The 16159-nt window shown below is 64.8% G+C and carries 16 protein-coding genes; 5 read left to right on the forward strand and 11 right to left on the reverse strand.

Going from position 1 to position 16159, the window contains the following annotated elements:
* The first annotated feature begins 22 nt into the window (after positions 1-22).
* Positions 23-715, forward strand: coding sequence for a glutathione S-transferase family protein (locus THPRO_RS14535; RefSeq protein ID WP_052064634.1), 693 nt, complete (start codon positions 23-25; stop codon positions 713-715).
* Positions 716-728: 13 nt separating this feature from the next.
* Here THPRO_RS14535 and THPRO_RS14540 read toward each other — a convergent pair whose 3' ends face one another.
* Positions 729-956: a hypothetical protein gene (locus tag THPRO_RS14540; protein ID WP_038092914.1), complete on the reverse strand. Its 228-nt coding sequence runs from the start codon at positions 954-956 to the stop codon at positions 729-731.
* 457 nt (positions 957-1413) lie between these two features.
* Entirely contained in the window at positions 1414-2148 is a 735-nt protein-coding gene (locus THPRO_RS14545) for an SDR family oxidoreductase (protein WP_052064635.1), read from the reverse strand.
* Positions 2149-2237: 89 nt separating this feature from the next.
* On the opposite strand from THPRO_RS14545, the gene THPRO_RS14550 reads away from it, so the two are divergent.
* Complete coding sequence (locus THPRO_RS14550; RefSeq protein ID WP_201787002.1) at positions 2238-3161, forward strand: LysR family transcriptional regulator; 924 nt, start codon at positions 2238-2240, stop codon at positions 3159-3161.
* A gap of 17 nt (positions 3162-3178) precedes the next feature.
* On the opposite strand, the gene THPRO_RS14555 is transcribed toward THPRO_RS14550, so the two are convergent.
* Together THPRO_RS14555 and THPRO_RS14560 are read right to left on the reverse strand one after the other, a co-directional pair.
* The gene (locus THPRO_RS14555) at positions 3179-4399 is read right to left on the reverse strand and encodes an MFS transporter (RefSeq protein WP_052064636.1); all 1221 of its coding nucleotides are present in this window, start codon (positions 4397-4399) and stop codon (positions 3179-3181) included.
* Positions 4400-4484: 85 nt separating this feature from the next.
* On the reverse strand, positions 4485-5165 hold the full coding sequence (locus THPRO_RS14560) for an NADPH-dependent F420 reductase (RefSeq protein ID WP_038092917.1): 681 nt from the start codon (positions 5163-5165) through the stop codon (positions 4485-4487).
* A 132-nt stretch (positions 5166-5297) separates the two neighbouring features.
* Here THPRO_RS14560 and THPRO_RS14565 point away from each other — a divergent pair, with 132 nt between their 5' ends.
* From THPRO_RS14565 to THPRO_RS14575, 3 genes are all read left to right on the forward strand, one after another.
* The gene (locus tag THPRO_RS14565) at positions 5298-6146 is read left to right on the forward strand and encodes a LysR substrate-binding domain-containing protein (RefSeq protein WP_038092919.1); all 849 of its coding nucleotides are present in this window, start codon (positions 5298-5300) and stop codon (positions 6144-6146) included.
* 407 nt (positions 6147-6553) lie between these two features.
* Positions 6554-6967 (forward strand): hypothetical protein, encoded by a 414-nt coding sequence (locus tag THPRO_RS14570; RefSeq protein ID WP_145930876.1) that lies wholly within the window; start codon positions 6554-6556, stop codon positions 6965-6967.
* A gap of 201 nt (positions 6968-7168) precedes the next feature.
* On the forward strand, positions 7169-7471 hold the full coding sequence (locus THPRO_RS14575; protein WP_145930877.1) for a hypothetical protein: 303 nt from the start codon (positions 7169-7171) through the stop codon (positions 7469-7471).
* 93 nt (positions 7472-7564) lie between these two features.
* On the opposite strand, the gene THPRO_RS14580 is transcribed toward THPRO_RS14575, so the two are convergent.
* The 7 genes from THPRO_RS14580 to THPRO_RS14610 all read right to left on the reverse strand — a co-directional run bounded on the left by THPRO_RS14580 (position 7565) and on the right by THPRO_RS14610 (position 16158).
* Positions 7565-8734, reverse strand: a complete 1170-nt coding sequence (locus THPRO_RS14580) for an amidohydrolase (protein WP_052064637.1) — start codon at positions 8732-8734, stop codon at positions 7565-7567.
* A 103-nt stretch (positions 8735-8837) separates the two neighbouring features.
* Positions 8838-10475, reverse strand: a complete 1638-nt coding sequence (locus THPRO_RS14585) for a peptide ABC transporter substrate-binding protein (RefSeq protein ID WP_065089798.1) — start codon at positions 10473-10475, stop codon at positions 8838-8840.
* Positions 10476-10531: 56 nt separating this feature from the next.
* The gene (locus THPRO_RS14590) at positions 10532-11848 is read right to left on the reverse strand and encodes a metallopeptidase TldD-related protein (RefSeq protein ID WP_038092925.1); all 1317 of its coding nucleotides are present in this window, start codon (positions 11846-11848) and stop codon (positions 10532-10534) included.
* Complete coding sequence (locus THPRO_RS14595; protein ID WP_065089799.1) at positions 11845-13308, reverse strand: TldD/PmbA family protein; 1464 nt, start codon at positions 13306-13308, stop codon at positions 11845-11847. Before THPRO_RS14595 ends, THPRO_RS14590 begins: the two co-directional genes overlap by 4 nt.
* Entirely contained in the window at positions 13305-14294 is a 990-nt protein-coding gene (locus THPRO_RS14600) for an ABC transporter ATP-binding protein (RefSeq protein ID WP_065089800.1), read from the reverse strand. The genes THPRO_RS14595 and THPRO_RS14600 overlap by 4 nt, the downstream gene beginning before the upstream one ends.
* Complete coding sequence (locus tag THPRO_RS14605) at positions 14291-15259, reverse strand: ABC transporter ATP-binding protein (protein ID WP_038092929.1); 969 nt, start codon at positions 15257-15259, stop codon at positions 14291-14293. Before THPRO_RS14605 ends, THPRO_RS14600 begins: the two co-directional genes overlap by 4 nt.
* Positions 15256-16158: an ABC transporter permease gene (locus tag THPRO_RS14610; protein WP_201787003.1), complete on the reverse strand. Its 903-nt coding sequence runs from the start codon at positions 16156-16158 to the stop codon at positions 15256-15258. The genes THPRO_RS14605 and THPRO_RS14610 overlap by 4 nt, the downstream gene beginning before the upstream one ends.
* Between the last annotated feature and the right edge of the window lies 1 nt (position 16159).

Consider the following 16159-nt stretch of genomic DNA (forward strand, 5'->3'; position numbering starts at 1 on the left):
CGCGACAATAAGGAGAAGATCGATGAGCGAACTCAAGCTGGTGATCGGCAACAAGAACTACTCCTCCTGGTCGCTGCGACCCTGGCTGCTGCTGCGCCATCACCGGCTGCGCTTCGAGGAAATCTGCCTTCCGCTATACACCGCCGAATACACGACGCGCATCGCCGCGCTGTCGCCCTCCGGCAAGGTGCCGGTCCTGCATCACGGCGATTTCGCGGTATGGGACTCGCTCGCCATCTGCGAATACGTCTCCGAGCAGCTGCTCGACGGCCGCGGCTGGCCCGCCGACCCCAGGGCGCGAGCCGTGGCGCGCGCGGCGAGCGCCGAGATGCACGCCGGCTTCCAGGGCGTGCGCACCAACCTGCCGATGAACCTGCGCGGCCGCTTCCTGTGGCGCTCGCCGGGCCCCGAGGTCGAGGCCGAGATCGCCCGCATCGTCGGCCTATGGACCGACTGCCGCGCCCGCTTCGGCGCGCTCGGGCCCTGGCTGTTCGGCGAATTCTCCATCGCCGATGCGATGTACGTGCCGGTGGCGCTGCGCTTTGCCACCTACAATACCCCGCTCGAAGGCGCGGCCGCGGATTACGTGCAGACCTGCCTTGACGACGAACACGTGCGCGCCTGGCGCGGAGGCGCCTGCCAGGAAACCGAATCGCTGCCCCAGTACGAGGCGCGCGAGCTGTGGGAGCCGATGGGCGGCGGCTCCGCCTGCTGAGCCGCTGCCCGGCTCAGGGCGCGGTCGCCTGCGCGCGCACCCGCTGACGCCATTTGTAGACGGCGATGCCGCCCCAGATCAGCTCGATCATGCCGAACGGCCAGGTCCCGGCCAGCCAGCCGTAGGCCGACGAGGCGAAGCAGGAGAGGGCGAACAGCAGCGTAAAGCCCGCCGCGCGCGACTCCAGTGCGTAGAACAGCATCATCAGGGTGACGGCGACGGCGCCGAACAGGGTCAACATGAGGTGGGCCTCGGGAGCGTGGCGGTTGCTGTGAACCTTTGTGTGTCCATGGGGTGGATAAGGTATTTCTATTTGCTTGGGACGCCATTTGGTCGCAGACACCCCAAGCAAGCGGTGGAGCTACTGAGATTGGGTTAACGTCGGCCTTACGTGACGTCCGATCACAACTATTGATTTGGCCAGAACAAGTCTTTACGCGGCATAATGTGTCCGACTTCAGGGGTTTTGTGCAGACTCCAGTAGCCTTGAACATCAATTCCGGCAATCGTTGAACATTTTGCTGCAATCTTATGCGGTCGAAGGCCATTAGTCAGGAGCCGAGTCAACACCCTTGATGTGCCACAGCCGACCCTCTCCGGTCGGTCGCTGATGGTGAACACACTGCCGGCTTCATATTTGCGCTTTGCAGACACCCGGAACCACAGGCCTTCCATGGAGCATTTTGTAACCGGTGGCATCAGACAAACTGACCACCACCGTCGATGTGTAAGACTTCACCGTTCATGTAGCCATTACCAAGCAGAAAGAGGATGGCGTCAGCAACCTCGTCAGGGGTGCCTACGCGACCGACAGGTAAAGCCCGCGCAGCATCCTTAAAAATCCTATCCCGAATCTCCGACCCAAGACTATTGAATAGAGCCGTGTCGATCAGACCTGGCGCAATCACATTGACTCTGACAGGTTTCAGTTCGAGTGAAAGCGCGCGCGCAAGCGCTTCGATACCACGTACTGCCATCGCGGTAAGTGCTGTTCCCTGACCTGTGGGACGATCAGAATATTGTCCGCCCGTTAGCACTATGGAGCCTTGAGGCGACATCAACGGTAAAGCCGCTTTGATAACGTAAAGTGCGCCCGCGATTCGCTCTTCGACCGCTCGCAACAGATGATCCGGGTCTGTTTCGGTAACAAGACCAGCCTGGTGGCTACCTGCGGTGATGACCAGATGGTCTATCGGCATCTCGTTTGTGAATGCCGCTTCGATCTGCTCACGGTCGCGGATGTCGGCAACGGCTGTTCTTGCGCCTCCGATCTGCTTTGATGCCTGCTCCAGCCTTTCGGCATTTCGCCCGATGAGCGTTAAGGATGCGCCTCTTGCTTTGGCAGCTATAGCGGTCGCCAGGCCAATTCCCGCACTTCCGCCAGCAATGACGATATGGCGGTCTACATACGGACTCATCAAGAAATCATCCATGGTTGGCTTCTCCAGAATAAGGGAAGCCGGACCTTATGACATTCCTCTTGAGGATATAATGCGTATAGATGGCATATGAGTCATGCCATATGGGAATGACATTGGATACCTTGCAGACACTTCAAAGTTTCATTCGTGTCGTCGAACTCGGCTCCTTTACAGCCGCAGCGCATGAAGCCGACGTTACTCAGCCCACCATGAGCAAATTGATCGCAAAACTCGAGCATCAGTTGGGGGTGTGCCTGATCAAGCGGAGTACGACGGCACTAGTCCTGACGAACGAGGGTCGTCGGTTTTATGATCGAACCAGAGGCTTGCTTGAAGAATATGCCGACGCAGTTGCCGAGGTTCGCGGTCAATCAACACACCCTATTGGGAATCTTGTGGTTGCCGCGCCTGTCGGGTTTGGTGAATTGCGTGTTAATAACCTCGCAATCGAATTTCTGGCCCACTACCCTGACGTTGACCTGGAACTCGTTCTAAATGATCGAATCGTAGATCTGGTCGAGGAAGGCATTGACCTTGCTATCCGCTTAAGTGATGACCTCCCTCCCAACGTCATTGCCAGGAAACTTGCCTCGTCCCCCCGGTTGTTAGTTGCCCACAAGTCATATCTTCAACACGCTCCACCTCTACGCGTCCCCGATGATCTGCGTCAGCACGCGTATATCCGCTTTGGCGGCATCCCATCGCTCAGTCAACTGAGTTTTGCCAACGGCGAAAAGACCATTTTAGTAACGCCAACGGGTCGCTATCGAATCAATAGTTCACTTGCTTTGAGGCAATGTTTTCTGTCTGGGGTGGGGTTGGGCACGGCCCCCGCCTGGTTGGTGCAGGATCTAATCGACGATGGCTCACTCGTTCAGTTATTGCCTGAGTGGTCGCTGGACTTCCAGCCTCTGTACTTGGTTTACCCATCTAGGCGTTATCTGCCGCAACGGACTATGGCACTCATCCAGTTTCTCCGTGAACGCTTTGCAAAGTTGCCAGGTTTTATTCCAGTTAAAAAATGATGGAACATCATTAATTGTTACATACGCTGGGTTGCTTTCGTTCTATACATGCGGAAGAACTCAAACAAGAGTCCGATAGCTGCCAGGATAATGATGCATGCCCCATAAATATTTGCAACGATGCTTAAATCAACATGTCGCACCATATATCCAGCTAGTATGGTCGGAAGGCTATTTGCCAAATAACTTTCCACATAGAAGGCAGCCATCAATCCCGCCCGTTCCGAAGGTTGGACTAGATGAACGATGCTGCGCACCGCGCCAAAAAATCCAGCCCCGAATCCTATTCCAGCGATGAGCGAACCGATCAGTAAGTAAGCAGCGGATCCAAGATTGATGCCGGTCAGAACGATAGCCAATCCGATAACCAGCGTTATCCCACCGAGATCGAGCGCCCAGAACGGTGGTCGACGTCGCACCGTGAAAATGGCCACGCCACCACTTAGTGTCAGTGTCGCTACTGTCAGTCCCCCTAACCAGACAGAATTCGAGTGTGTGGTTATTGCCGCCAGGGTGGGCATAAGTGATAAATAGAAACCACCTAATGCCCAAACAGCCACATTGATCGGTGTGATCGCCAGCAGCGCTGATCTCGCGCTGTCCGGCACCGCTATGTGAGGTCGCAAGGAATGCCAAACCCCGGATCGCTTCTCCGAGGTCTCTGGCGTGTACCAGTTCAGCCATAGTTGCAGCACGAAAATGGCCATCAGTATGACGAATACCCAATCCAACGGCGCCGGGGCAAGTTCCACCAAAGCCGTCGAGCCCAGGGCGCCCACGGTAATGCCGGCCATGGTTGCCAGCGTATTCGTCAGCGAACCTTTTTCATGATGGAGATCGACGAGCGCTGCCCCTAACGACGCAGTCGCCAATCCCGTCGCGATGCCTTGAGTTGCCCTGGCTGCCAGCAGCCAGTTGGCATTCTCGGCGGACAGAAATACACCCATGGCGACTAGTTCGAGAATGAGTGCGAAGCCGATGACGCGTTTTCGCCCCAGGTAATCCGACAAACGCCCGCCAATGAGCAACGCGCCCAGCAAGGTGAATGCATAGATGCCGAAAATCAGTGTCAGCAAACCTGCTGAAAACTGCCATTGCAGTTGATAGATTCGATACAGTGGCGTGGGGGCGCTGGATGCAGCTAGGTATGCCATCAGCGTTACCGTATGGATCGTCAATGCGATATTCGGACGCAGTTTCCTGCAGTTTATATCTGAGGTTGCCGGGTCGACTTTCATATGGCCCTCTGTTTTGCACGCGCCCAATGAGGGTGAAGCAAAGTGCTGGTTTGCTCGCGAGATGGCTGTAAATTAGTGGTTCGCGCTAAGGTTTGGACTTCTGTAAGCGTTGGGCATACCAGTGTCCCTCGGGCACCCAGTCGTCCCATGCCGTGGTGAGTAACTTTGCCTGTAGTTCAGATTTGCTTAATGACTGGCAATAAACCGGGCGTCGTCGTTCAAAACGCCACCCCTCATAGAGCACGCCGGCATCAACGGCATCGTAGCCAATTTGATCCAGAAATCGAGAGGTGGCCGCCTTCGCATCGCTGTCGTCACCCGCCATGGGTATGGCTCGCCTGTCAGGAGCATCTGATGGACGCGCATCGGGAATTACGTCTTCGACCAAAATCGAATTGAGTACCTTGACAACACGTGATTTGACCAAGTGGCGCGCAAGCAATTCGGCCGTCGTTATTTCGCCACGCTCCAATTCCTCTACACGCCCTAGCTGAGGAAAATAATTTTGCGGATTGAGTATGGTTTTACCGATAAGAGGTGTCTGGGGTACAATCCGGAAAGCCTGGACATAGATCGCGATAATAATCAGTTCGCCAAATTCGGCTGCTTCTTCTACCGTGCCGGCAAGGCTACCGATTGTTCTACTTATCGCGTGCAGGGAATTCGGCCCGCGCGAATTACTCAGCATCACTTCATGCCCTGCTCGTACGGCCAACCCGCCTATCGACTGTGCCATTCTGCCGGCGCCAATAATCCCGATCTTCATAGACACTCCAGACGGGCAACCAAGGATGTCGGGTGCCGTGACAATGCGAATCTCAGGAGGATGATATGCAGGGTTGCGTCTATCCATCAATGCTATGATTGGTGATATCTAACACAACATTTTGGGATATATATGAGTAGGTCCGTCCTTGATGTTGATGCCGTGCGTGCGTTCGTCACGATTGTCGATTTTCAGAGCTTCACCAAGGCAGCAGATGCGCTTGGCACGACTCAGGGGGCGATCAGTGTCAAATTGAAACGCCTTGAGGCGCGTCTAGGACACAAGCTGATCGAACGCACTCCGCGATGGGTACGCCTGTCGGCGCAAGGCGCCGTATTTCTGAATGCTGCGCGTGAATTGCTTTCGGCTCATGACCGTGCAGCCGCAGCCCTCATTTCGGAACGGCGCCACTTCAGGCTGGGTATCGCCGAGCATGTAGCCGGGCCTGAAATCCCTGCTTTGCTCGCACGACTGAATGAGCGCGATCCTGGTTTGACCATAGAGGTTCGTATCGATAGCTCGCGAGCCCTACTGAGTACCTACGATGACGCCAAGCTGGATGCCGTCATCGTCCGGCAAGAAGATGATCCTCGTGATGGCGAGGATCTGGGGCCAGAGCATTACGGCTGGTTCGCATCCCGGAATTTCAAGTGCCGGTCTGGGGATCCGCTACCTTTGGTTGCACTGGCACCCTGCTGCAATTTGCGCGATCTCGCAACGAATTCCCTCGATGAGGTGGGGCTTGAGTGGGTAGAGGTCTTCGTTGGCGGAGGACAGACTGCCGTTGTCTCCGCCGTGTCAGCGGGCCTCGGCATCGCCGCCTTGGCACGCCGACTCGCCCCTGCCGATACTCTAGAAATCAGCCAGGATTATGGCCTGCCTAAACTCCCAAGCACGCGCATCGTGCTGCATTCGAAGTTTACCGATCAACGTTCGCGCGAGGCGCTAAGAGCAATATCCGCAGCCTGGAGAAAGCAATAATGGCTGATTATGGGCGAGTGTGCCGGCCCGTTTGAATATTGACTCGTGTTGATTCTGGAAGTCCTGCTGATCTTGAACAGGAGAGGCTGGGACGCGATTGTGGAGCCTAAATTTCCGTTTACCACCTTCGTCATACCTGTTCCCGGATGGGGTGTACTACTTCATAAGCGAATTGTTTAGTGGCGATACCATTTCGCGCTTTTACATTAGCGCTCTGATTGGGCTATTCATTCAATTCATCGTTGTTACAAGGTAGTGACCGCTAAGCGTGTTATGGCTGACTCCAAAAAGGTTGTTGTAAAGACCACTCGGGGTCGTTTGTGTCCATCCCATCTCTCCCCAACTTTCACCCCTCCCCATGGTCTTACCAACCAACACTTATCAAAAAACACTGACCGGGAGAGTCAATGAAAACACAGGCTGTATGGATGATCGGGCTGGTGGTCGCAACCGCGACCCTGGCCGGGTGCGATGTGCCGGTGGGGTATCCCGGGCCGGTGTTGTATCCGGTGGTGCCGATCTACGGCGGGCGGCCGCATGAGGAGGATCATGGCGACGGGCATGACGGGCCACCGCCGGGGCGTTATGCGCAGCCGATGGGGTCGGCCGAGGGGCACGGGTATTACCCGCCGCCACTGCCGGCGCGGGCGTATCCCGACCGGTATCCGCCTGAGCATCCCGATCGTCGGCAGGCGCCGCCGCGCGACGAGCGTCGTCAGCGGCAGTCCGACCGCCATCAGCGACAGGACCGCCGGCAGCGGGATCGTCACCATCGGCGCGACGAACGCAAGCGCGAGGACTCGCCGCAGCAGCAGGATTGATCTCGCAGGGCGGTGCGTTTGATCCGTTGCCCGCCCTGCGTACCCGCGGCCGGGTGACCGGCCGTTCGGGTGAGGGGATTCGCAAGAGTAGGAACTCGTCCGCCTTAGCCGTTGTCGACAGGCCGGGATCGATTGATGCGATCCCGCCGGCGCCCGGACCTCGGGAGCGCCGGTTTTTGGCTTTGCAACAGAGGAGGTTTCATGTCTGGACATCGACCAGCAAGATTGATTTTGGGGGCCGGACTGGCCGTGGGCATGCTTGTGAGCGGGGCGGCATTTGCCGGGTCGCAGAGCAGTGCGAGCGCCGGGCCGGGAATGCACGGCTCCTTCAATATGTACGCCAAGCCGTCGCACGGCCAAGGTACGATGCAGGGCTCGACCGCAACCGGCAGCAGCAGCGGTACGAAGCACAAGCGTAGCCTGTACGGCGAGGGCGGCATGCAGAGCCAGTTCGGTTCTTCGGGCATGGCCGCCAACGGCAGCGCGCAGGGCTCCAAGGGCTAGTCCTGGGCCGGCGGGGCCGTCCTGGCCCCGCCGCACCGGCGCGAGGCGTGCGTCTCGCGCCGGTTCCGTTCCCCGGGTGTCCGTCCGGGAGCGTCACTTCCCTCCGAGCAGATTCTCGACCAGCGCGACCCACAGCTCGATGCCGTGGGCGATGGCGGCGTCGTTGAAGTCGTAGGCGCAGCTGTGCAGCGAGGCCTCGTGCTCGGCGTCGCGGATGCCGAGCCAAAGGTAGGCGCCGGGCAGACGCTGGGTGAAGAAGGAGAAGTCCTCCGCGCCCATCGAGGGGGTGGGCGGGCGGTCGCTTTCGCGCAGGCCGTCCACGCGCGTGGCGGCGCGGCGCAGGTCGGCGACCTCGACGGCGTGGTTGAAGGTCACCGGATACTGTGGCTGGTAGTCGAGTTCGGCCTCCATGCCGTAGAGCGCGGCGACGCTCTGCGCGGTTTCTCCCATCGCCTCGCGGATGTTTGCCTGGGTGTCCGGCTGCAGGGTGCGCACGGTGCCGGCGATGTGCGCCTCAGCCGGGATCACGTTGTACGCGGTGCCGGCATGGATCTGGGTGACGGTGACCACGGCCGGGTCGGTCGGCGCGGCGATGCGCCGCGTGAGCCCGGACAATGCGGCGGTCAGCGCGGCCACGGCGCCGGCGGTGTCCTGGGTGCGGTGCGGCCAGCCGGCGTGCCCGCCGCGACCGCGCAGACGGATGTCCCAGGCATCGGAGGCGGCCATGCACGGGCCTTCGAGGATGGCGAACTCGCCCAGCGGCAGGTCGGGCCAGTTGTGCAGGCCGTAGATGCGTTCGATGCCGAAGTCCGGCCAGCGTGGGTCTTCGAGCATGGCGCGGGCGCCGGCCTCGCCTTCCTCGGCGGGCTGGAACACGAAGGCCACGGTGCCGGCGAAGTCGCGCCGGGTGGCCAGCGCGCCTGCGGCACCCAGCAGAATCGCGGTGTGGCCGTCGTGTCCGCAGGCATGCATCACGCCGTCGCGGGTGGAGCGGTGTTCGCGCTGCGCGCATTCGGTCAGCGGCAGGGCGTCCATGTCGGCACGCAGGGCGATGGTCGGCCCCGGACGTGCGCCCTGTAACAGGGCGACGACGCCGGTGCCGCCGATGCCGAATTGCGGTTCGTAGCCGGCCTCGCGCAAGCGTTCGAGCACGTAGGCGGAGGTGTCGAACTCGCGGTAGGCGAGTTCGGGATGGCGGTGCAGGTGACGGCGCCAGCCGATGGCGGCGTCGATGAATTCGGGGTGCGGATAGAGCTTGGTCATGTGTTGCAGACGCTCCGGTTGAGGGCCATGACGGCCACGGGAAACGACATGCATGCGGCATGCCGCCCATGCGGACGGCACGCCTCGAACCGTGCCGGGACGATTACTGAGCGTAGTACAGGCTTTGCGGCCAGATGTAGCCCAGCGGGCTGAGGTAATCCTTCACGCCGTGCAGCCGCGGGTCGTACTTGACCAGATAGCCGGGCGATGGCCGGAACAGCACCGGCAGCTGTTCGGCGACGTAATCCTGGTAGCGATACAGCGCCTTGAGGCCGGGATCGCTGGTCGAGGCACTGATCAGGGCGTCCATCTTGGGATCGCTGTAGTTGCCGTAGTTGGCGCCGCCGCCAGTATCGAACAGGCCGTCGCCGGTGGGGTAGTAGTCGGGGGCGTAGATCCAGGCCATCATCGCCGCCTGCCAGTGACCGCCGGGGCGCACCTCGGCCAGTTCCTGGTTGAAGGGCACCAGACGAATGCGCAGGTCGACGCCGATGGCGCGCCAGGTCTGCTTGATGATCTCGGCCTCGGCGATGCGGTGCGGCGTGCCGCTGGTGACCAGCAGGGTGAGCGTCAGGCGCTGCCCGTTCTTGCGCCGGATGCCGCCCGGACCCGGCATCCAGCCGGCCTCCGCGAGCAGCTTGCGCGCGCGGGCCGGGTTGTACTGAGCCTTTGGATGGGCATCGGCGGCGCGCTGCGCGGGCGAGAGATAGGTCGGCGGCACCGCCGGCACGGGGCCGAAGTTCGGCGTGCCGAGGCCGTGCAGCGCGGCCTGGATCAGCAGCGGCTGGTCGATGGCGAGCTGCAGGGCCTGGCGCACCTTGAGGTCGCGCAGCCAGGAGACGGCCGGGTTGTCGAAATTGAGCGCGATGTAGCTGACGTTGAAGCCGCCCGGATAGAACTGGCCCTTGAGGTCGGCGACCATGCGCTTGGCCGGGATCAGCGAGGGCGGGACGTGACCGAGCTGCAGCTCGCCGGTCTTGAGCGCTGCGAAGGCGGACTGGCTGTCGGTGTACATGTGGAGCACGAAGTGCTTGATGTGCGGTTGCGGCCCGGAATATTTCGGGTTGGCGACGAAGCTCATGTAGCGGCCGGCCACGTACTGGGCGAGGCGGTAGGGGCCGTCGGTCACCGCGGCCATCGCCGTCTGGTTCTGGCGCTTGACCAGTTCGTCCACCTTCATGTCGTGCCAGGCGTGGCGCGGCAGCGGGCGCAGCTGGGTCAGGCCGTTGAGCTCGAACCAGTGCGGATTGACCGGGTGGCGGGTCTCCACGCGCAGGGTGTCCGGCGAGGGCGCGGTTATCGATTTCACGATGCCGGGCATGCCGCCGATCCCGGCGTTGAGGTAGCGCGCGCCGTAGGCGCGGATCAGCTGGAAGTCGTAGATGACGTCGTCCGCGGTGACCGGGCTGCCGTCGGACCAGCGCCAGGGCTTGAGCTTGAGGGTGAACACCGTGTCGTGATCCGACACGGCGACCCCGCTGGCGATGCTGCGCGCGTAGTCCAGGCGCAGGTCGTTGCCCACCCACAGCAGATAGGGAAACATCAGCAGGATCGCCTGTTCGTTGCCCACCGAGTCGTTGTTCACCACGGGCAGCAGCGAGTTGACGATCATCGGTGCCGACAGACCGACGCCGGTACAGGTGGCCACGCTGTCCGGGGTCGCGGCACGGGCGGCGCCGCCGCAGGCGAGGATCAGGGAAAGGGCCGCGAGAGCGGCGCGCGTCGGCGAGCGGTGGAGCATGCGAGATCCTTGTTCGTTGTCGGAAGTGCGGTCGGGTTGCAAGCGCGGCGCCGGGGTCACAGGGTGACGGGCAGCGCCGCGCACAGTGCGCCGGGCAGCAGCTGGTGGCCGCTGGCACGGCGCTCGTAGCTGGAGGTGTCCTCCAGGCGATGGCGTTCGCGGCTCAGGGCGATGAGGTCGGGGCCGAGCAGGCTGTAGAGGCTGGCGTCGATGCGCATCGGCGCGAGCGGCGCGCGGATGCGGCCGTCCTCCACCCAGAAGCAGTCGTAGCGGGTCATCGCGGTGACGCGGCAGTGCGTCGGGTCGGAGAGGTTGGCGTACCACAGCCGCCCGAGGTACAGCCCGGTGCCCAGCGCGGCGAGGGCGTCGGCCTCGGCGAGGTCGCCTCCGTCCAGGGTCAGCGCGATGGGCATGCCGCTGTCGGAGTTGATCGTGCCGCCGTATTCGAGCGCGGCGCGGGGGCTGACCAGGGTGTCGCCCGCGCGGCCGTCGATCACGAGGTCGACGGCGCCCGGCAGGGCGTGCCCGGCGGCGCCGAAGGGCGGCGCGTTGGAATCCTCGCGCAGCTCGCGCAGGCGCACGTTGGGGGCGAAGCCGGCGGTGCCGCGGAACAGGCGGTCGAGCGGGCTGTTGCCGCTTTCCACCGCCTGCCGCGAGAAGCCCTGCCAGACGGTCACGCCGAGCAGTTCGGTCAGGGCCTCGGGGGCGAGGTAGGCGCGGTAGCGTCCCGGCGCGGGGGCGTAGGGTTCGCCGCCGAGCAGCGCCAGCCGCTCGCGCGCCTGCGCGAGTGCCGCGGCGGGGTCCGCGGGGCCGTCGGCCGGGGCGCTCCACTCGATCTTGACCGCCTGGTGAGTCGGGGTGAACAGGCTGGCGTCCAGCGACAGGCCGCCGCTGCGGTGGCTCAGGGCATGGCCCAGGCTGCTGGCCAGGCCGAAGCCCTGCGGGCCGGACAGGGCGATGCCGACGAGGTCGTCGTCCGCGGCGTTTGCCAGCAGCGCCTCCAGCCAGGGTTCGAGATCGCGTGCGGCGGAGAGCTGCCCGCTGTGCGCGGTACGCGGCGAAGCGTCCAGGCTGAGGTAGGGGTCGTCGGGCGTGGCGGCCAGATCGCCGCGCAGGCGTTCGATGCGCGGCGCCAGGGTGTCGAGGGCGCCGGCGTCGATGTCCCAGGTGTCCTTCACCGCGGCGCGGCCGTCGCTCAGGGTCAGCGTGAGCCGGCGCTGGTGGATGTGGCCGAGCTGGTTGATGCGCGAGCGGCTGAGCCGGGCGAAGTCGGTCTGCTCGCCGTAGACGTAGGCGAACAGGGTCTCGCCGTCGCTGGCGAGGGCGGGCAGGCGCTCGGCGAGTGCGTGGATCAGGGGCTGCAGATCGTTCATGCCGCACCTCCGAACACCTCGATGCCGCGGAAGCGGCAGGCCGGGGAGGCGTGACCGACGCCGATGCTCTGATTGGGTTCGCCCTTGCCGCAGTTGCCGAGGCCGAGCACCTGGAAGGTATCGGCGCTGCCGACGCCGTCGAGGCTGTGCCAGAACGGCAGGGTGCGGCCGCGATAGTTGGGATTGCGCACCAGCCCCTGCAGCTCGCCGTCCTCGATCAGCCGGCCCCACTCGCAGCCGAACTGGAATTTCTCGCGGCGCTGGTCGATGGACCAGGAGCGGTTCTGGCCGAGCAGCACGCCGTGTTCGACGCCGCCGATCAGCTCGCCCAGCGACTGCTCGCCGGGGGCGATGTTGAGGTTGGCCATGCGGTCGATGGGCGGTCGCAGGGCGCTGGTCGCGCGCGTGCAGGCGACCGGCTCCAGCCCGGCGCGCGCCGCCGAGCGGGCGCCGCCCAGGGGGCGTTCCAGCAGGCCGCCGCGGATCAGGTGGGTGCGGCGCGCCGGCAGGCCCTCGTCGTCGCAGGCGTAGCTCGCGAACTCGCCCTGCTCGTCCGGGGCGAACAGTACGTTGAGCTGCGGCGAGCCGTACTGCAGGGTGCCGAAGTCCTCGGGGCGGACGAAGCTCCAGCCGGCGTAGTTGCGCTCGTCGCCGAGGATGCGGTCGAGCTCCAGCGGATGGCCGATGCTCTCGTGGATCTGCAGGGTCATCTGCTCGGGCAGCAGGATCAGGTCGCGGGTGCCGGTGGGGCACTCGGGTGCGTCCAGCAGCGCGAGCGCGTCGCGCGACAGGGCCGCCGCGCGTTCGCGGGTGAAGTCGAGCGCGGCCAGCTGTTCCGGCGTGGCCGGTCCCTGGAAGCTGTGTTCGTGGCTGCGCCACTGGCTGCCGTCCGCGCCGACCGCCACCGCCCGCAGGCCGGCCTGGCACAGCCGCCAGATCTGTCGCTGCTCGCGCCCGGACTGGTCGAGTAGCACGCGCTCGCGGCGCGTGGTTTCGAGCAGCGCGATGCGGCTGTGGATGCGGTCGTCGATGGCCATGGCGATCTCGAGGTCGTGCAGCCATTCGATGCGTTCGGCGAGCGTCATGTCGACGTGGTCCGCCCAGGGCTCGACGAAGGCCGGCACGGGGTCCGTGGCGTCCGCGGGCAGGCCGGCACCGAGGCGGCGCGCCGGCAGCACGGCGGCCATGCGGCGCGCCCGTTCGACCGCCTGCGCCAGGCCGTCGGCGCTAAGGTCGGTGGTCGCGCCGTAGCCGAGCGCGCCCTGTTCTTCGACGGTGATCAGTACGGCGCGGCGCGCGCTGCGTTCGGGCGGCTGCAGCACGCCGCGGCGTACCAGGCAACCGAGGGTGTCGGTCTGTTCCACCAGGATGCGCCAGCGCGCGGTGCCGGCGAGCAGGTCGCGGGCGCGGCGGGCGATCGCCTCCAGGTCGTTGCCGTAACGGGTTTGCGGGGTGTTCACGCGGCGGATTCCTGGGCCAGGGGGAAGTGGCAGGCCACGCGGTGCGTGCTGCCGGCGGCGGCGGACAGCGCCGGGCGCTCGCTGGCGCATACGGCCTGCGCGGCGGGGCAGCGCGGGTGGAAGGCGCAGCCGCTCGGCGGGTTCACCGGCGAGGGCGGCTCGCCGCGCGCGGGGGCGTAGTCGTCCTCGGCCTTGCGGTCGAGTCGCGGCAGGGCCTCCAGCAGCGAGGCGGTGTACGGGTGACGCGGTGCGGCGAGCAGGGTGCGCGCCGGGGCCAGCTCGACCACGCGGCCGAGGTAGAGCACGGCGATGCGCTGGGCGAGGTAGCCGACCGCGCCGAGGTCGTGACTGATGAACACGTAGCTCAGGCCGAGCGACTGGCGGATGTCGGCGAGGAGGTTGAGGATGCGCGCCTGCATCGAGACGTCGAGCCCGGAGGTGGGCTCGTCCAGTACCAGCAGGTCCGGCTGCGGGGCCAACGCCCGCGCGATGGCGATGCGCTGGCGCTGGCCGCCGGAGAACTGCCCCGGGTAGCGCTGCAGGCCGGAGACCGGCAGGCCCATGGTTTCCATCAGCTCGGCGGCGCGCGCGCGGCGGTCGCGGCGGTTGCCGATGCCCTGCAGGCGCAGCGGCTCGACGATCACCTGTTCCACGGTCATGCGCGGGTTCATCGCGTCCATCGGGTCCTGAAACACCATCTGCATGCGCCGGCGGTAGGGGCGCAGCTGGCGCTCGGGCAGCTTGGTCAGCTCGTGACCGTCGAGGTACACGCGGCCTTCGCTGGGGCGGGTCATCTGCAGGATGGCGCGCCCCAGGGTGCTCTTGCCGGAGCCGGATTCGCCGACCAGGCCAAGGCATTCGCCGCGTTCGAGATGCAGGCTGACGTCCGACACGGCGTGGATGGTGCCGCGCGTCTTGCGCAGCAGGCCGCCCTCGCCGAGATTGAAGCGGACCGACAAGTCTTCGACGTCGAGCAGGGGGCTCATGCGGGCAGCTCCTGGGCGCGGAAGCAGGCGACGCCGTGGCCGCCGCTGAACAGGGTTTCGGGGTAGGTCTGGGTGCAGCGTTCCTGGCACTGCGGGCAGCGCGGCGCGAAGCGGCAGCCCGGCGGAAAATCGCGCGGGTCGGGCGGCAGGCCGTCGATGTCGGCCAGGCGCGCCGGCACGCCGTCGACGCGCGGGATCGCGGCCAGCAGCGCGCGGCTGTAGGGATGTTGCGGCGTGGCGAAGAATTCGTCGGCGCTGGCCTGCTCGACGATGCGTCCGGCGTACATCACCGCCACGCGGTCGGCGTATTCGGCGACCAGCGAGAGGTCGTGGGTGATGAAGATCACGGCAAGATCGCGCTCGCGCTGCAGCCGCCGGATCAGGCGCAGAATCTGCGCCTGTATGGTGACGTCGAGCGCGGTGGTCGGCTCGTCGGCGATCAGCAGCTTGGGTTCGCAGGCCAGTGCCATGGCGATCATCACGCGCTGGCGCATGCCGCCGGAGAATTGGTGCGGATAGTCGTCGAGGCGCGCCTCGGCGTCGGGCACGCCGACCTCGCGCAGCAGTTCGAGCGCGCGTTCGCGGGCCGCCTGCTCGCTGGCGCCGGTGTACAGGCGGTAGGACTCGCCGATCTGGCGAGCCACGGTGAGGCTGGGGTTCATCGCCGACAGCGGGTTCTGGAACACCATGCCGATCTCGCGCCCGCGCACGGCGCGCATCTCGCGCTCGGGCAGGGCGGCGAGGTCGCGCCCGGCGAGGCGGATGTGTCCGCCGCTGAGCCAGCCACCGTAGGGCAGCAGGCGGTTGACGGCGGTGGCGGTGAGCGACTTGCCGGAGCCGGATTCGCCGACCAGGGCGAGCATCTGTCCGGCCTCGAGGGCGAGGTTCACGTGATCGACCACGTCGACGCGCCGGCGGCCGCGGCCGAAGCTGATGCCGAGGTCCGAAATCTCGAGCAGGCTCATGCGCGTCCCTCCAGTCGGGTGAGCAGGCCCTGCCCGATGAAGTTCATCGCCAGGATGGCGCCGAAGATCAGGAGGCCGGGAAACAGGATCAGCCACCAGTCGTTGAGGAATACCTGCTGCACGCCCTCGTTGAGCAGCCCGCCCCAGGAGGCGCGCGGCGGCTGGATGCCGAGGCCGAGGAAGGACAGCCCGGCGAGGCCGAGGATGACGTCGGCGACCATGAAGGTGGTGTTCACGATCAGGATCGGCAGCATCGCGCGCAGCAGGTGCACGCGGGCGATGTAGAAGGTGCCGGCGCCGAACTGGCGCGCGGCCTGGACGTAGTCGCGCTCGCGATAGGCCAGAGCCTCGTTGCGCACGATGCGCGCCAGCCCGGGCCAGGAAACCAGGCCGAGGAGCAGCGTCAGGCTGACCACGTCGAGCGGGATGATCGCGGCGAAGAAGATCATCAGCACCAGCGTGGGCAGGGCGAGCAGGGCGTCGAGCAGACGCATCAGCGCCTTGTCCAGCCAGCTCGGGCCGAGCGCCGAGAGCATGCCGTAGGCGATGCCGGCGAGCATGGCGACCAGCGAGCCGAGCACGCCCACGGTGAGGCTGGAACGTCCGCCCGCCATGGCGCGCGCGAGCATGTCTCGGCCGAGGTTGTCGGTGCCGAAGGGGAAGGCGAGCGAGGGTGGCGAGAGGATGTGCATGGCGTGGATGGTGAACGGGTTCGCGGTGTAGATCAGCGGACCCAGGAAGCTGAACGCCAGCAGCGCCCCGAACAGGGCGATGCCGGTCCAGGTCATCGGGTGGTGGTAGCGCGCGAGGGCGTCGCGCAGGCCGGCGGGCAGGTGCTCGCCGAGGCGCGGCCAGAGGCCGCGCACGGCGGCGGACGACCGGGTTTCGGGGGATGACACT

The organism is Acidihalobacter prosperus (assembly GCF_000754095.2).
Lineage (GTDB): Bacteria > Pseudomonadota > Gammaproteobacteria > DSM-5130 > Acidihalobacteraceae > Acidihalobacter > Acidihalobacter prosperus.